The 15,064-nt window shown below is 60.9% G+C and carries 20 protein-coding genes; 10 read left to right on the top strand and 10 right to left on the bottom strand.

All coding sequences use genetic code 11. The features are described 5' to 3' along the window. Nucleotides 1-65 precede the first annotated feature (65 nt). From ISP19_RS00635 to ISP19_RS00620, 4 genes are all read left to right on the top strand, one after another. Nucleotides 66-977 (top strand): bestrophin family protein, encoded by a 912-nt coding sequence (locus ISP19_RS00635; RefSeq protein WP_204678451.1) that lies wholly within the window; start codon nucleotides 66-68, stop codon nucleotides 975-977. 268 nt (nucleotides 978-1,245) lie between these two features. Then, nucleotides 1,246-1,530, top strand: coding sequence for a hypothetical protein (locus ISP19_RS00630; protein WP_204678449.1), 285 nt, complete (start codon nucleotides 1,246-1,248; stop codon nucleotides 1,528-1,530). 8 nt (nucleotides 1,531-1,538) lie between these two features. Continuing rightward, nucleotides 1,539-1,793, top strand: a complete 255-nt coding sequence (locus ISP19_RS00625; protein ID WP_204678447.1) for a hypothetical protein — start codon at nucleotides 1,539-1,541, stop codon at nucleotides 1,791-1,793. A 96-nt stretch (nucleotides 1,794-1,889) separates the two neighbouring features. Next, nucleotides 1,890-2,078: a DUF805 domain-containing protein gene (locus ISP19_RS00620; protein ID WP_204678445.1), complete on the top strand. Its 189-nt coding sequence runs from the start codon at nucleotides 1,890-1,892 to the stop codon at nucleotides 2,076-2,078. 66 nt (nucleotides 2,079-2,144) lie between these two features. Here the strand turns inward: ISP19_RS00620 and ISP19_RS00615 are convergent, their stop codons facing one another. Genes ISP19_RS00615 through ISP19_RS00605 form a run of 3 tightly spaced genes read right to left on the bottom strand, consistent with a single transcriptional unit; the run spans nucleotide 2,145 to nucleotide 4,839 of the window. Further along, nucleotides 2,145-3,278 (bottom strand): FAD-dependent monooxygenase, encoded by a 1,134-nt coding sequence (locus tag ISP19_RS00615; protein WP_204678437.1) that lies wholly within the window; start codon nucleotides 3,276-3,278, stop codon nucleotides 2,145-2,147. Between the two features lie 52 nt (nucleotides 3,279-3,330). Then, nucleotides 3,331-3,888, bottom strand: coding sequence for a hypothetical protein (locus ISP19_RS00610; RefSeq protein ID WP_204678428.1), 558 nt, complete (start codon nucleotides 3,886-3,888; stop codon nucleotides 3,331-3,333). A gap of 42 nt (nucleotides 3,889-3,930) precedes the next feature. Further along, nucleotides 3,931-4,839, bottom strand: coding sequence for an AraC family transcriptional regulator (locus tag ISP19_RS00605; RefSeq protein WP_204678426.1), 909 nt, complete (start codon nucleotides 4,837-4,839; stop codon nucleotides 3,931-3,933). A gap of 194 nt (nucleotides 4,840-5,033) precedes the next feature. Here ISP19_RS00605 and ISP19_RS00600 point away from each other — a divergent pair, with 194 nt between their 5' ends. From ISP19_RS00600 to ISP19_RS00585, 4 genes are all read left to right on the top strand, one after another. After that, on the top strand, nucleotides 5,034-5,651 hold the full coding sequence (locus tag ISP19_RS00600; protein ID WP_204678418.1) for a TetR/AcrR family transcriptional regulator: 618 nt from the start codon (nucleotides 5,034-5,036) through the stop codon (nucleotides 5,649-5,651). A gap of 390 nt (nucleotides 5,652-6,041) precedes the next feature. Further along, complete coding sequence (locus tag ISP19_RS00595; protein WP_204678416.1) at nucleotides 6,042-6,389, top strand: hypothetical protein; 348 nt, start codon at nucleotides 6,042-6,044, stop codon at nucleotides 6,387-6,389. A gap of 24 nt (nucleotides 6,390-6,413) precedes the next feature. Then, the gene (locus ISP19_RS00590; RefSeq protein WP_204678414.1) at nucleotides 6,414-7,073 is read left to right on the top strand and encodes a MarC family protein; all 660 of its coding nucleotides are present in this window, start codon (nucleotides 6,414-6,416) and stop codon (nucleotides 7,071-7,073) included. A gap of 18 nt (nucleotides 7,074-7,091) precedes the next feature. Continuing rightward, entirely contained in the window at nucleotides 7,092-8,300 is a 1,209-nt protein-coding gene (locus tag ISP19_RS00585; RefSeq protein WP_204678412.1) for an alpha/beta fold hydrolase, read from the top strand. Here ISP19_RS00585 and ISP19_RS00580 read toward each other — a convergent pair. The 6 genes from ISP19_RS00580 to ISP19_RS00555 all read right to left on the bottom strand — a co-directional run bounded on the left by ISP19_RS00580 (nucleotide 8,297) and on the right by ISP19_RS00555 (nucleotide 12,189). After that, nucleotides 8,297-8,683 (bottom strand): lysozyme inhibitor LprI family protein, encoded by a 387-nt coding sequence (locus ISP19_RS00580; protein ID WP_204678410.1) that lies wholly within the window; start codon nucleotides 8,681-8,683, stop codon nucleotides 8,297-8,299. The two genes, ISP19_RS00585 and ISP19_RS00580, sit on opposite strands and share 4 nt — an antisense overlap. Nucleotides 8,684-8,713: 30 nt before the next feature. Then, nucleotides 8,714-9,679 (bottom strand): helix-turn-helix domain-containing protein, encoded by a 966-nt coding sequence (locus ISP19_RS00575; RefSeq protein ID WP_204678408.1) that lies wholly within the window; start codon nucleotides 9,677-9,679, stop codon nucleotides 8,714-8,716. A 215-nt stretch (nucleotides 9,680-9,894) separates the two neighbouring features. Next, entirely contained in the window at nucleotides 9,895-10,827 is a 933-nt protein-coding gene (locus ISP19_RS00570; protein ID WP_204678406.1) for a LysR substrate-binding domain-containing protein, read from the bottom strand. Between the two features lie 254 nt (nucleotides 10,828-11,081). Beyond that, a complete protein-coding gene (locus ISP19_RS00565) occupies nucleotides 11,082-11,366 on the bottom strand; it encodes a hypothetical protein (protein WP_204678404.1) in 285 nt (94 codons plus the stop codon). A 185-nt stretch (nucleotides 11,367-11,551) separates the two neighbouring features. After that, nucleotides 11,552-11,896 (bottom strand): MliC family protein, encoded by a 345-nt coding sequence (locus ISP19_RS00560; RefSeq protein WP_204678402.1) that lies wholly within the window; start codon nucleotides 11,894-11,896, stop codon nucleotides 11,552-11,554. 107 nt (nucleotides 11,897-12,003) lie between these two features. Beyond that, nucleotides 12,004-12,189, bottom strand: a complete 186-nt coding sequence (locus ISP19_RS00555) for a hypothetical protein (RefSeq protein WP_204678400.1) — start codon at nucleotides 12,187-12,189, stop codon at nucleotides 12,004-12,006. A gap of 654 nt (nucleotides 12,190-12,843) precedes the next feature. Here ISP19_RS00555 and ISP19_RS00550 point away from each other — a divergent pair. Both ISP19_RS00550 and ISP19_RS00545 read left to right on the top strand, forming a co-directional pair. After that, a complete protein-coding gene (locus ISP19_RS00550; RefSeq protein ID WP_204678398.1) occupies nucleotides 12,844-13,533 on the top strand; it encodes a type 1 glutamine amidotransferase domain-containing protein in 690 nt (229 codons plus the stop codon). A 409-nt stretch (nucleotides 13,534-13,942) separates the two neighbouring features. Further along, nucleotides 13,943-14,647: a hypothetical protein gene (locus ISP19_RS00545; protein WP_204678396.1), complete on the top strand. Its 705-nt coding sequence runs from the start codon at nucleotides 13,943-13,945 to the stop codon at nucleotides 14,645-14,647. 69 nt (nucleotides 14,648-14,716) lie between these two features. Here ISP19_RS00545 and ISP19_RS00540 read toward each other — a convergent pair whose 3' ends face one another. Continuing rightward, nucleotides 14,717-14,869, bottom strand: a complete 153-nt coding sequence (locus tag ISP19_RS00540) for a hypothetical protein (protein WP_204678394.1) — start codon at nucleotides 14,867-14,869, stop codon at nucleotides 14,717-14,719. Nucleotides 14,870-15,064: the final 195 nt, after the last annotated feature.

Below are 15,064 nucleotides of genomic sequence, written 5' to 3'. Positions count from 1 at the left end.
ATGCCAAGCCAGGACGGCCATTCGTTATGATGAGCGGCACGCTTGACCACCGCGACCCTGCCAGCATGATCGTCCGCCCTCGCCCCAACTGGTTCCGCATGCTGTTGATCGTGCGGGGATCGGTGCTGCCGGCGATTCTTCCGCAGCTGCTGATCTACCTGGCGTTTGCGGTGATCGTCACCCTGCTGCACGGGCGGATCTTTGTATGGAAGGTATCGTTGACCTTCGTGCCGTTCTCGCTGATCGGCCTGACCCTGGCCATCTTCCTCGGCTTTCGCAACAACACCAGCTATGCGCGCTATTGGGAAGCGCGTGTGCTGTGGGGTGAACTGCTCAACGATACGCGCTCACTGGCGCGGCAGTCATTGACCCTGATCGACGGCAGCACGCAAAGCCGGGTGTTCGTGCATCGGCTGATCGCCTTTGTACATGCCTTGCGCCATCAACTGCGCGGTACCGATCCCGGTGCTGATCTGCAACGCTGGCTGTCCGAGAGCGAGCGCGCCAGCCTGCAAGGCGCACGCTACAAACCCTCCGCGATTCTGCTGATGGCCGGCGAATGGTTGCGCGAGCAGCGGCAAAAAGGGCTGCTGGCTGCGCCGTTGGCGCAGGCGATGGAAGTCCATATGGGGCATCTCAGCGATGCGCTGGGCGGCTGCGAACGCATCGCCAGCACGCCGATACCCTTCACCTACGCGGTGATCATTCACCGCACGGTCTATGTGTACTGCCTGCTGCTGCCGTTTGGCCTGGTGGATTCGATCGGTGCGATGACCCCGGTCATCGTCACCTTTATTGCCTACACCTTCTTCGCGCTGGAAGCGCTGAGCTCGGAAATCGAGGAACCGTTCGGCACCGAGCCCAATGATCTTCCACTGGATGCGATGGCCGAAGGCATCCAGACCACGCTGCTGGAACTGCTTGGCGAACGCGACCTTCCTGCCGCGCCGAAGCCGGTCAACTACGTGCTGACCTGAATCCGCGCGCGTCGCGGAATTCGCTTTAAGCGCGATGCCGCAAAAGACATCACCAACCTGTCATTAGCCTGTTCGCTTCGCTCTGTAACATCAGAAGTCATAGCGATGGCCGTGGCTTCTGCCGCCTTCGGCCACAGCTCCACCTCCTCCTGGAAGCACGGGCCACCCCGGCCTGGGATAGCCCATTTCAAAATCCGGACCTTCATACGTCTTAGCCGATACCTCCCGGGATGCGACCCGGACTGACTACCCCGTAGGATGCGCCGCCGTGCTTCTGAGCCACCAAGACATCGAGCAGCAGATTGAACGCCTGAGCCATTCGGTGCCACGCCTGCTCAAGGAAAACCAGGCCAGCGAATTCTGGGTCGAGTTCCTGGAACGGGCCGACGCCATCCAGGACCAGGTGCCGCTGCATCGCCGCGACTGGGTCAGCGAGAAGATCCACGACGTGCTGGCCAAATACGGCATCGCACCACCATCCCGATGGATCGCCACCGGCAAGCCCAGGACCGGGCGCGTCTATGCGTTTCCAAGCGGCCTGTGTCTGACCTGAGCTGCGCCATGCTCGAAAACCACCCGGATATCCAGCAAGACTTCGTCGACCTGATCAAGGCCCTGCCGCGCCTGCAACAGGGCGACGGGAGCACCGAGTTCTGGATGGAGTTTCTGGAACTGGCCGAGGCCATCAAGCGCCAGGTGCCCGTGGAGAATCAGGATCTGGTCACGACACGAATCCACCAGATATTGAGCAGCTGCGGTATCTCACCGCCGTCATGGTGGACGCTCGCCAGCCTATCCAGGCCGGGCCGCGTTTAGGCCATCGCGGCCACACGCCTTCATCCCCTGCCCCGCGCCACTGCCGCTAAGCTAGGCCTCACTCCAATGGGGAGCCAACCGGTAAACGAGGGGTCTATGCATCCGCATCCCGTCTTTGGGCTGCTCGCAGCCGTACTCGCAGTTATTCCCGCCTGGAAAGTCGTTTCAAAAGCCGGTTACAACGGCGCCTGGTCATTGTTGATCTTCATACCGCTGGTCAACGTCATCATGATGTACGTATTTGCCTTCAGCCAGTGGCCAACCGAGCGGCAGACTACGCCGTAAACCCCAACGCTTGGCACCAACGCACTCCGCGTTTTTCAGAAACGCGGAGTGTGGTCTGTGCGCTTGCTACGCGACTTCTTCCAGCAGGTCGTGCAGATCGATGCCGTTCTTGGCCGTCGTCATCATGTCGTCCGGTGTTGGACCTTTCCGATTGAGATCCAGCAGGGCCTGATTGAGCTTTACGTAGGGACGCATCCGTTGTTCATAGGCAGCAAATGCTTCTGCCGGCTGATCAGGATGGCGTATCAGCTCGCGCGCCAGGACAAAGGCGCCGACCAGCGCCAGACTGGTGCCCTGCCCTGTGAAGGGTGACGCACAATGGGCGGCATCGCCGGCCAAGGCAACGCGACCATCGGTCCAGGCGGGCATGTGTATCTGCGCCAGTTCGTTGTAGTAGAACTGATCCGTAACTTTCATCGCATCAACAAGCTTCGGGAAGAAGCCACCCAACTTCGCGCACTTGGTGGCGACCATATTCCTCTGCGCATCGATGTCGTGGCGGGCGACCTCGGCGCCTTCCGTGCCATAGCCCACGCCGACGCGCAGTGCGTTCTGGTCACGGCTGGGATAAATCACAAAGCCGATGCCGCTACCATCGCGATGCGCCAGCTGCCAATGTTTCAGATCGATCAGGTTGGGCGTGGAGAACAGCGCCAGCACCACGCCCAGCGGTTTGACGCAGCTTGCCTCATCGTTGAAGCACAGCTTGCGGGTATGGGAATAGACGCCGTCGGCGCCGACCAGATAATCGAAACGTCGCTCCAGGCCACTGTTGAAGACGACGGTGACTTCCTTTTCATCCTGCGTGATCGTGCGAATGCTGTCGCCGTAAAGAAACTTCACCTGCTTGCTCATCGCGTTCATAAGCAGCTCGCACAGGTCGTCACGGAAGATTTCAATATCGGAGCTGTCGAGGCGGCCGGCGCTGTAGGTGCGCTCTTCGGTGCGGTCAACTTCTTGGCAATTCGCATCCAGGATGGACATGCCCCTGGACCGCGTGCGCAATGCTTCTGCGTCCTGGTGCAGTCCCATCGCCTTGATGATGTCCAGCGCAACACCACGCACATCAACCGCCTGGCCGCCACGGCGGAAGCCGGGTGATCGTTCGACGATCGTGACGGTGAAGCCCGCACGATCCAGCCAGTAAGCCAACGCCAGGCCGGTGACGCCGGCACCCGAAATCAAAATGCTGTGTTTCATGCCCGAACCTTGCGGATAACCAGTATGTAAAAAGCAAAAGGGCGCTGATCGATCACCGCTGCGCAACAGCTTGCGCGCGTTGATGATCGGGATGCCATTGATGCGTGAAGCGCATGGCGGCATAGAACGCGCCGAAAATGATGACCGCCACGCCGCGAGCGGAAATGATGCCGCGCCACATCGCCATGTCCGCAAGAACCGCAACGAACAGGGCGACAGCCCAGGCCGCCGAGATCACGACGTTGCCGCGGATGAAGCGAGCATCGGCCCATAGCGATGGCGGAACACTTTCTTTCGCGTATTCCAGGGTGAAGGGTTTTCCGATCATGATCGTCAAGAGCACGATCAGCAGCAGTCCTGAGTCGACGACGATGCGCACCAGCGCAACGGACAGGCTCAGGTGTGTCGTCCAGGTAAAGATTGTCAGCGCCGCGAAGAGCACAAATGTCCCCATATCCAGGATTTTTGGCGATTTGCGCGATACGAAGGTGTCACGCGCGATCCATAGCGCGGCCGTGGCCGTACCGGCGAGCAGGCCGTAGTTCGAGTATCCCGCCGTGCTGAGCAGCGCGAACACAAGGAAAGGCATAAATCCGAGCAAGGCTTTCATGGCGAAGTACCTCTAAGAACTTTATGACGAATGATGGGAAGCTCAGCGCATGTAGCTGCTGCGCCATTGATGGGGCGTCGTGCCGGCAAAACGCTTGAAGACGGTGCAAAAGTGCGCCTGCGTGCTGAATCCTGCGCTCAAGGCAATCTCGCAGAGCGAACGGGACGTGCGCAGCATGAGTTCCTTGGCGTGGAGAATGCGCTGCTCCAACAGGTAGTGATGCGGCCGCTGGCCGGTCGCCTGTCGGAATAGCGCTGCAAAATGCATGGACGACATACCGGCCGCCGCGGCCATATCGGCCAGGGTGATGGTTTCGGACAGATGTTCCCGCACGTAACGCGCCACGCGTCGAATGCGAAAGGCCGGCAGCGCATTCCGGCGTGACCCTTGCAACGTGTTGCCACGGCAGAGCATGACGACGCGCGCCAGCAGCGCATCGATCAACGGCGCAGCGAATGACACGTGCAAATCTTCCAATGCCGATTGCATCAGCACATTGACCAGTTGCCGCAATACCGGATCGGCATGCCTGCACGGTTTTCCCATCGCCAGGGCCGCGCGCATGCCTTGGGTCACGCGGTCATGCCAATAGCTGTGCGGTACGGTCAATACGAGTTCTTCGCCATCGGAAAGCCATTCGGTGCGAACCAACTGGTTCGGACGGCTCACATGGACCATGCCCTCGCCGGCTTCGCCGCAATCATGCCACTGCGATCCAACGTTCACCCACAGGTGGCATCGGCCCGCAAAGAAACGCAGCGCCACCGAATCGCCCGGGGTCTGACGAACTTCACTGGCCTCCCCCGCCGCTCGCCGGCAGACCATGGCCGTCGGGCCACCCTCTGGCTGCTGGACGCGAACGATGGTCGATCGATCCAGCACACCGGCCAGGACAGCGTTGCGATCCGCTGCCATAAGTGCCGATTCGAGCTGGTTGGAAGCGCTGTACATGTCGTCTCTCCCCGGCGGTCATGGCCGGAATGGCATCGGATCCTGGGTCCCCCTTGCGTTGCTCCAAAACCGCCATCGCGTCGCTTGACGCCGGACAGGTCCCTTCGGGCCCTTAATCTTGACGGTGTCTAGATATCTTGAGTGCCGGCTAAGCGCTTGTCAACACTTATTTTTACAATGGTAAGATTTCCGCCATGAAAACCACCCCCTACCACCACGGCGCCCTCCGGGAGGCGCTGCTCGCGGCGGCCGAGACCATTCTCAAACGCGACGGATTGAACGCCCTGACGCTGCGCGCAGCGGCACGGGAGGCGGGCGTATCCCATGCCGCGCCCGCTCACCACTTTGGCGACCTCACCGGACTACTCACCGAATTGGCCGCCGACGGGTTCCAGCGATTCGGGGCGCGGCTCAAGGCAGCCACGGATGCACCCGACGCCAGACGCTGGGATGGCGCGCGCGCTTATGTCGCTTTCGCGGTCGAGCATCCGGCGCTGTTCCAACTGATGTATCGATCCGATCGGCTGGATGGCTCCCGGCCCTCCTTCAAGGAAGCACGTATGCAGGTGTTTGGCATGTTGGCCGAATCCCGCGATGCACCGGCCACCCAGCCGTCCGTGGAACAACTGGGCAAGATGCTGGGCGGCTGGTCCCTGATCCACGGGTTCACCATGTTGCTGCTGGATGGACGTCTCGGCCCACTGATCAAGCTCGCCCCGGAAGGCACCACCACGGATGCGTTGTTCGAAGCCATGCTGGCTTCGGCGGACAAACAGGCGATCGGGCCCCGACCCACGGCGGATATGGCCTAGCCCGGCCAGCGCCGGCCGCATCGGCACACACCGATCATCCGCACGCATCACGCCAATCGTTCGATCTGGAAATAACTTCGGCGTATCTGAAAAAGCCGCCGATCCCGACTGCCGATAATGGCGCCGTGGACGAGGACGCAAAGACCTGCACGGGTGGCTGCAACAACCTCCCTGCAGGCCGTGGCTGGATTGCCATGCCGACGTCAGTCGGAACGGGCATGGATGACGCCGACCAACGGTTGCTCATGGAAGCACGGTGCCACGGAGGGCTTTATTGACGCGCCGATCCGGCCACGCCGGGTCGGCGCATCCCACTCATGCATCGCTCCGCATCGGCCAGCCGAACGCGGAACGGACACGCACGCCTATAGAACCATGCGGACCATCGCCATGAATCGTTGGAATACATCGCAATCGGTTGCACCCCGGCACAGCGACGCAGGCGTGCCGATCTTCGTGTCGCCGGGCACCACGCTTGCCGTCTGCCTGATGGTGTTCGGCGTGCTGCATGCCGTGGCGACAATCAGTGCTGAGCGCGTCGCCATCGACGGACTGCTGGTCGTCAACACCCTGCTCTACGTCGCGGCGGCGCTGCTGGCCCGAATCGCATGGCGACAGCGCTCGTCGATGCGCTGCCTGCGCCTTGCGCGATACGCCAATCGTCTTTCGATCGCGGGATTGATCATGACGATCGCCGGCACCTGCTGTCTCGCGCTGGTGATCGCGATCAAGGCCTGATCGGCCAGATACGGGGAGAACGCCATGTGGCACGACTTCATCAAAACGGCTTTGCTGATCATTGCGGCCCTGCTGCCCTTGATCAATCCACCCGCCTCGGCCTTGATGGCGATGGGACTGGTGCCGCACATGACGCTGCAACAGCGCACGGAAATGGCACTGCGCGTGACCGCAAACAGCGTGATCATCCTGCTGGCGTCACTGTTGATCGGCGCGTATGTACTGTCGTTTTTCGGCATTTCGATGCCGGTGCTGCGCGTCAGTGGCGGCGCGATTGTCGCCATGGCGGGCTGGAAACTGTTGCACGCTTCCGACGAAGAGCAGAGCGAAGCCAACGCCGTATCCCAGCACAGTGCGTTGTCGCTGCAGACCAAGGCGTTTTATCCGATCACCCTGCCGCTCACGGTGGGGCCAGGCTCGATCGCCGTCGCCATCGCTCTGGGTACGCAATCGCCATGCGAAGGCTTGTCGGTGGCGCATGTCGCCGGTGTATCGCTGGGCTTGGCGGTGCTTGGCCTGAGCATTTATCTATGCATGCGTTTCGCCTGCCACATCGAACGCCTGCTCGGCGTGGTGGGTACGCGCGTGGCGATGCGCCTGTTCGCCTTCGTGCTGTTCTGCATCGGCCTGCAGATTCTGTGGAAAGGCCTGGCGCAGCTGCTCGATACCGTGCATTTCACCTGATCTGTGGATGATTCGATCATGCTTCGATTCAAGACCAAACTACTGTCCGGTGCGCTGAGCTTTGCGCTGGTCGCGCTCGGCGCCGCCGCGTTTTCACCCGCCACCTATGCCGCACATGTCGACCCCGCGTTTTATCTGGCGGCAACGAACAGCGTCACCGGTGCGCCCGGTTCCATCGTGCGGATCGAGCCGATGCGCGGGGCGCCGTTGGGCGCATCGGCGTATCGCCTGCTCTACCGCTCGACCGATCCATCGAATCGACCGATCGTCGTATCGGGCGTCGTGGTGATTCCAGCGGGCGTGGCGCCGAAAGGCGGACGACCGATCGTCGCCTGGTCCCACCCCACCACCGGCGTGGTATCGCGTTGCGCACCGTCGCAGGCGCGCTTCGTGTTCCAGACCATGATGGGGCTGCGTGACATGGTGCGGCGTGGATATGTCGTCGTCGCCACGGATTATCCGGGCCTCGGCACGCCTGGGCCGCACCCGTACCTGGTGGGAGACAGCGAAGCACGCGCGGTGCTCGACTCGGTGCGCGCAGTGCGCAATCTGCCGCAGGCCGCGGCGGGCAATCGCTACGCCGTGTGGGGTCACTCGCAGGGTGGCCAGGCGGCGCTGTTTGCCGGCGAGCTGGCGCAGACTTATGCACCGGAATTGCAACTGGTCGGCGTCGCCGTCGCCTCCCCGGCGACCGATCTGCAAACCTTGCTGCGCGAAGATGCCGATACTGACGGCGGACGCAATATCACCGCGATGACGCTGTGGTCGTGGTCGCAGGTGTTCCATCTTCCGCTGGACAACGTGATCGCGCCGGGCGCGATGCCGGCGGTCGATGCGCTGTCGAACGAATGCATCGAATCGCCGATCGACATGCTTGAACGCAGCCGCTCGCAACGCCCGCTGCGCCAACAGTTCCTGAGTGTTGACGACATCACCCGCGTCGAACCCTGGCGCTCGCTCCTGCTGAAAAATATTCCCGGCACGCTCCCGGCAGATGTTCCGGTGTTTGTCGCCCAGGGCGATGCAGATCGCCTGGTGCTTCCTTCCGTCACGCAAGCTTACGTGCAGCGGCTGTGCCACGCCGGCAGCAAGGTGCAGTACCTGTCGTTGCCGGGTGTGAAGCATGGTTGGGCGGGGGCGGATGCCGCACTGCCGGCGGTGGCGTGGATGGCCGACCGTTTCGACGGAAAAGCAGCACCTGATTCGTGCGGGAGTCTCGCCGATTAAGGGCCTACCGGCCGATCAAAAACGACGGCGGCATTACGGTCGACGATCTTGCGTAACGCAGCGATCCGATCGTCATAGCTCTGTTCAAGGCAACTGTTGTTCGCACCGCAGGCATTGCGTGTAACCAGGAATTGACGCTGCTCGTCGCGCAGATGATCGTCGAACTCGCGATAGGCCATGCCGGGGACCGCGGGTTTCAGATGCAGCAGCAGGTCGTAATAGGTGGCGGCGATCACGTCCTTGCGGCCGAGTGACGGCGACGTGCAGATCGCATGCTCGGCCGCCGTGACAGCTTTTGTGCACTCGTAACTGGCAATCTGTGCAGTCGCCGGCCCCGCCAATAACAAACCCACCAGCAGCGTGCTCAAGCGTGCCGTCTTCATCGTCATGGCTCCAGGAGTGCGTGTATCAGGTCACGCAATTTTAGCCAGACGCGCGTCCAGTAGATCATCGCGCCAGACGCTCGGCGTCTTGCCGTTAAGGCGCTTGAACACCGTGGTGAAGTGCGCCTGGGTGCGAAAACCCACATCCAGGGCGACATCCAGCATCGAAAGCGACGCGTTGCCCATCAGTTCCTTGGCGCGCTCCAGCCGGCACAGCAGCAGGTAGTGGTGCGGACGGTAACCGGTGGCGGAGCGGAACTGCGCGGCGAAATGCATCGGCGACAGGCCTGCGGCTTCAGCCATATCGGACAGCGCGACCGGTTCGGACAGATGCGCTTTGACGTAGCTATCCACGCGCTGCAGGCGCCAGTTGGGCAAGGTGGTCTTACGACTGATGCGCGTAGTCGTGGCGTTCTCGGCGCGCAGGTGGCGGATGCCATCGACCAGCATGCTGACCAGTTGCTCGGCGAATGACGCATTCTGGTCGTCGTCGGCGATATCGGTCAGGGTGCGGGCCAGCTGCAACAGCAAATCGTTTTTCACCGGGCCGATCGAACGACCATCCAGCGCGGCGCAAGCATGCTCCGCATCGGCACTGAACCACAGCAGCTCGCTCGGGATACTCAGGTGCAGCGCCTTGTAGCCACGCGGGCACACCACATGCACGGTTTCCCCGGGACGGGCGACGAAACACGTACCCGCCTCGACCGCCGCGTCGATGACCCGCTGGGCGTTCACATCCAGGCAAACGTGAATGTTGTCGAGCACGATACCTACCGTGTAGACATCGCGTGGCGTGGTAATCCGGCATTCGCCATTGCCGTTGGCATGGTGGGTCCACAGCGAAACGGCGATCTGCGAGGGCCGCTCGCTGCAGCGCACGGCCTTGTGCTGCCAGTCCGGGCTAGCCCCCACGCGGGTCAACAGATCGTGGGTAACCGAAGCGGCCTGGGCGGCCAGTGCCTTGTTTTTCCGATGCTGAACGACGCAGGACATGACTTCCCCGTTCCGGCGCGACTGCGCCGGTGCAAATTCGAATGACGTTGTGACAGGTCGAAGCGGTGGTTCGGGCTTGTGGGCTGGTGGCTACGGCCTATCGGTATTGGCAACCGCCGGGGGCCGACCGGCCCCGTGTGGTGCGATGCGTCATATAGTCGGACTATTCCGAGCGCAGCGAAAATACCGTTTCGCTATGCGGCCATAACGGCCAGCTATGGCTGCCCCGGCTCCACCCACTCAGCACCGTGGAAGGACGTTTTGTCCAACTGGCCGCGGATAAAGGTCAGCAGCGCGGCCTCGACCGCCAGAGCGGCCTGGGTCAAGGGCACATCCTGCGAGGTGACCAGGCAGGCGGTGAGATAGATCGGCGGCTCGATCGGCGTGGTGCCGATGTCCTGATGACCCGGCACGTCCGAGAAATCGCCCTTGGGCATCACCGCATGGCCCAGACCGGTTTCGACCGCCGAGAGCATCACGTCGAACAGATCGGATTCGGCAATCGGCCGCAGCGTGATATTGGCCTGCGCGAAAGCGCGATCGAGCACGCGGCGCAACACGTTCGTGGGCGTCGGCAACACCAGCGGCAATGCGCTGATTTCCGATAATGAAATGGGTAATGCGCGCTTGCTGCCTTTGGGGTTTGCCAGATAAAGCCGCTGCCGGAACAGCACTTCGCGTGTGAAGCCGCCTTCGGGCTCGTCTTCGAACACGATGGCAAGGTCAACCGCCCGTGCGGCCACTTTTTCGCGCAGCGTGAGGCTGTCGCCGGTGACAAAGCGCAAGGTCACGTGCGGCAACGTATTCCGGCAGATTTCCAGCATCTTGCCCGTAAGCGCGGGCGCCACGGTCGAGGCCATGCCAAAAGACACCACGCCCTGCACGTCACCCTGCGAAGAGCGCACGATGGACGGCAGATCGTCGACGTGACGAATCAGCTTGAGCGCTTCCTGATACAACACTTCGCCCGCCACCGTGGGCGTCACGCCACGTGCGCTGCGATGAAGCAGCGTTACGCCGAACTCGTCTTCCAGCTCCGCAATCTGCTTGCTCAGTGCCGGCTGGGCAATATGGATAAGCGCGGCGGCGCGGGAAAAGCTTCCCGCTTCGACGATCTTTGCGAAGTAACGCAAATGCCGGAACTGCATGACTAGAGCTCCCGACCGTGATCGAACTGAAGTTCCCCTCGCGCAAGCCCTCGCGCGTAGCGCCCGCGCCGATTATGTGTGCACATCGGGAAATCCGCCAGTATGTTGGCGGTGTACCACGTCCCGGCCGATCGGCGACACGTGTGCGTTTTCAAACGGCGCTTCGTCAAAAAAAGAGCCGGATAACGCCATCGTAACGATGTCGACTATCCGGCTAAGGGAGGGAAGGGAATCCAGCGTGTCGTTGTCGTTGTTCAATGACCTTCGGCGTTGGACACGTCGGCAGCCATGCGCAGCTCTTCGTTGGCTTCAGCCAGCAATTCCTTGGCGCGTGCGGCGTGCCCGCCCAACTGGCCGTCGTTGGCGCGCTGCGCCTGCTGGATATACTCGAATGCGGCAACGATGTTTTCCTGCGCGTTACGCAGATTGCCGTGGTGCCAACCGATATCTACGTTGGGGCGATCCTGCGCCATGGTGGCGCAACCGAACAAAGTGGTGGAAGCCAGCGCCACACCCAGTACAAAACTCTTCATGCTCATGATGGTTTTCTCCGATGGTTGAATGCAAAGGACTGCACCGATCGAAATCTCGTTGAACGATTTCGGGGCTCATTGTGGGCGCCGAAGCGGGATCGATCTTTTCGAAACGCAGGGGCTTTTTCACGTCCGCACAAAGCCTTTCAAAATCGAACGGCGGCGTGGCGGGCCGGTGGCCGAACGCACCATTACTTCGTCGCGCATCCGTCCAGGACGGGCTTGTCGGGGTCGATGCGTGCATCGAATAGCGTGCCGCCGCGCCCCTTGATCCACCACGTGATGGAATCGGCCTGATACCGCACGCCATCGGCGGACATGCCGTTGACCAGCAGCATGGTTTTGCCCTGATACTGCAGCACGGCGAAACTCTGGCCATTGCTGGCATTGAGGTACGTCACACTGAAGCGTTCGCCACTGGGGCAGTGATAGTCGGCGGTGATGGTCTGCTTCACCTGGACCAGTGGCACGCTCATCGACGTAGCACCCGCACTGCCCGCAAAAAGCAGCAATCCGGTGAACGGAAGTACCTTCATGGAAAACTCCTCAATGGATGACGCGCTTCGCGCCCCACCTCATATGGATGGCGCGAAGCGCTGTCTGGAAGAATGAAAAATGGACGCGGCGCTGCGATGCAGCTCGGTCAAAAGCGGATCAGCAAGGCCTGCGAGACGTGATAAACGCACTCAAGCGACGAAACAGCGCCGGCGCCACAGCTTGGGCAGGCGCGGTTCGTGTGGTGATTGTGGCTGCCGTGGAAGGCCAGCATCTCGCCATAGACGAAGCCGCAATCGGAGCAAATGAATTGCTCGATAAAGTCGATATCCATAAAAGCCTCGCGGGCCACCTTGGGTTGAAGGCATTCTTGCGAACTGCCGCGCCACGTGCTTTCCAATTTGCCGCGCAACTTTCCGATTCGCAGGGATACATGTGTGCCAACGCGCCTTTACCCGCATCCGCGGCGGACAACATCATGTATTGCATTCGCGACATCGTGAAATGGGCGCGAAGACGCGTTCGTTTGTGTCATCTCCATGACGGAAACACGCGTGCCTGCGCAGTATCGGAATGGCACATGCCAAGCTGCGCGATCGGCGTCTCATTCATCAACCGCGTTGGTTCCAACCAGAGAACATCCTCTTTGCACTCACGTAACGCCTTCTATCGCATAACTCGACGTTGCTCGCTCTCAACGATGCCTCTTCGGCGATGGTTTCGCTACGAGGTGAACAGAACGAGTCGAGTGAAGTGTTTTCGGTAACGTCGAAAGTGAAAACGCTCAGGCGAGTGTCATCGGGCACGTGAACTTCCCATCGCCCGAATCAAGCCAAGGAGTAGCTTTCGACCATATCGATGCATGGAGCTTCATGGGTGCTAGTGGAAACAGGCTGCGGTTGCTGCCTCCGGCGGCGTCATTCTTGCTTTCTCTATGCTCGTGCGCACACGTATATGCGATTTCAGAATTTACGTCAGGAGAGCCCACGTGAAAATTCTCATGGTTTTGACCTCCCACGATACCCTTGGCAACACCGGCAAGAAGACCGGCTTTTGGCTGGAGGAATTTGCAGCTCCTTATTACGTCTTCACTGATGCCGGCGCACAAGTGACCGTTGCCTCGCCCAAAGGCGGACAACCGCCGATTGATCCAAAGAGCGATGACCCGAATAACCAGACCCCTTCCCAGAACCGCTTCAAGGCTGACAAGAAAGCCCAGGACGTACTTGCCAAGACCGTTCGCCTCGACAGCGTCCAGGCCAAAGACTTCGACACCGTTTTCTACCCGGGCGGCCACGGCCCGCTGTGGGATCTGGCGGAAGACCCCATCTCGATCAAACTGATCGAAGACTTCTACAACAGCGGCAAACCCGTCGCCGCTGTGTGTCACGCCCCTGGCGTACTTCGCCATGTGAAGTACAAGGGCGAGCCCATCGTCAAGGGAAAACGGGTAACTGGGTTCACCAACTCCGAAGAGGAAGCGGTGGAGCTCACCAAGGTGGTGCCGTTCCTCGTTGAAGACGAACTCAAGCGGCTCGGCGGTCTTTTTGAAAAAGCTCCCGATTGGCAGAGCTTTGCCATCACCGATGGCCGCCTGATCACCGGACAGAATCCGGCGTCATCGGAAGCCACCGCGAAGGAGTTGCTGAGCCTGATGAGCACCAAAGCCGCCGCCTGAACTTTAGTGAGGCATTCGATCAACGATCGCGAGGTCGTCGCTTAAGAAGACATGCCCTATTCGTGTGTGCGCATCTCTTGCGCGACATCGCCTGCTCAACCATTCCATCCGCGCCGTGGCTGGACCACGGCGCTGGCCTGTCTGTTGTCCCTTCAAGGCCCGCCGGCGGAGACAGGTATTCTGTACGTCTTCGAGCGTAGACATGCGTAGCCCTTATTCCGTTGGGCACGATGCTCCTTATAGAGCGCAAAGGTGCTGAAACAGCGTCTGGCGCCAGCAAGGTATGGCTGTAACACCTTGTTACATTTGCCGATGCTTCCTACATAACTCATTTAAATCTGCCTTCCAGAATGGCTCCTCGTCGGGACTAGTCATGTCGACCTCCCTTTTTTTGGCAGGAGAATTCAGGATGCGTGTATTACCAACTTTGAAATTGTTAGTGGCGGGCGCGGTGCTGCTCGCGGCCCTGGGCGCGGCCAACGGCGCATTCGCACAAACGCGCTTCCACGGGGCGGGTGCTTATGGTCCGCGCGGCAGTGCCGGCGGTGGCGGCTACACGACCTGGTCGGGTGGCTCCACCACGCATCAAGGCCGCCACTGGGCGAATGGTGTGAATGGCGGCAGCTTCAGCGGCCACAACAGCTATAACGTCAACCCGAATGGTTCGGCCCAGGCGAATTTTTCCAATTCCGGTCATACGGCGTCCGGCGGCAACTTCTCGGGCAACGGGTCGTATTCACGCAACACCAACGGCAGTTGGTCCGGCAGTAGCCAGTCCAGTGGCAGCGGATCGCGTGGCAGCTACGAAACCTCTACCAGCACGGCCAACGGCGTAACCACACACACCGCAACCGCCACCAATGCGAACGGCCAGACCTACAGCCACAGTGGCAGCTATACGCAAGGCCAGGGTTACAGTCGCAGCGGCAGCGGGCCGAACGGTAACTACAACACCGCCGTGACCACCAGCAATGGCACGACGACGCGCAACACCAGCGTGAGCAATGCCAGCGGTGCTTCCTATAGCGGCAGCACCAGTTCCACGCCAGGGCAAGGCATCACCCATAGCGCCAGCTGCACCAACGCCAGCGGCGCAGCGGTCAGCTGCAACTGAACACACACCGCCACACCCCGGTTTCCGTGATTTGCGTGAACCGGGGCCGCTATGACGTGCGTAGCCTGATTATCGACTGATCCGCTTGATCAAGCGGCACTTGAGCGGCCCACGAGTGATCTCGACGAGGCGCTCAGACGCAACGTATTCACCCATGCGGTCGACCGCCATATCCATGGTCACTTGCTCGCGGTGAGCGGAAAGCTGGCGCTTGTCTGCCATGGGTATATTTCACGCCGTATCCAGTACTGAGGCATCCCCATGTTTTCCGAGCCGTCATTCCCGCGAAAGCGGGATGTTTGCAAAACTATCCCCATCCGACGAAGAGGAACGGCGATGCGCAAACAGCCCACGATGAGCTTGATTGATGGTCTTGTGGTCGGCGGAGGTAATGCGCGCCTGGAACGGATAGAGGCG

Source organism: Dyella flava (genome assembly GCF_016904955.1).
Lineage (GTDB): Bacteria > Pseudomonadota > Gammaproteobacteria > Xanthomonadales > Rhodanobacteraceae > Dyella_B > Dyella_B flava.
This window is presented reverse-complemented; position numbering and strand designations above follow the sequence as displayed.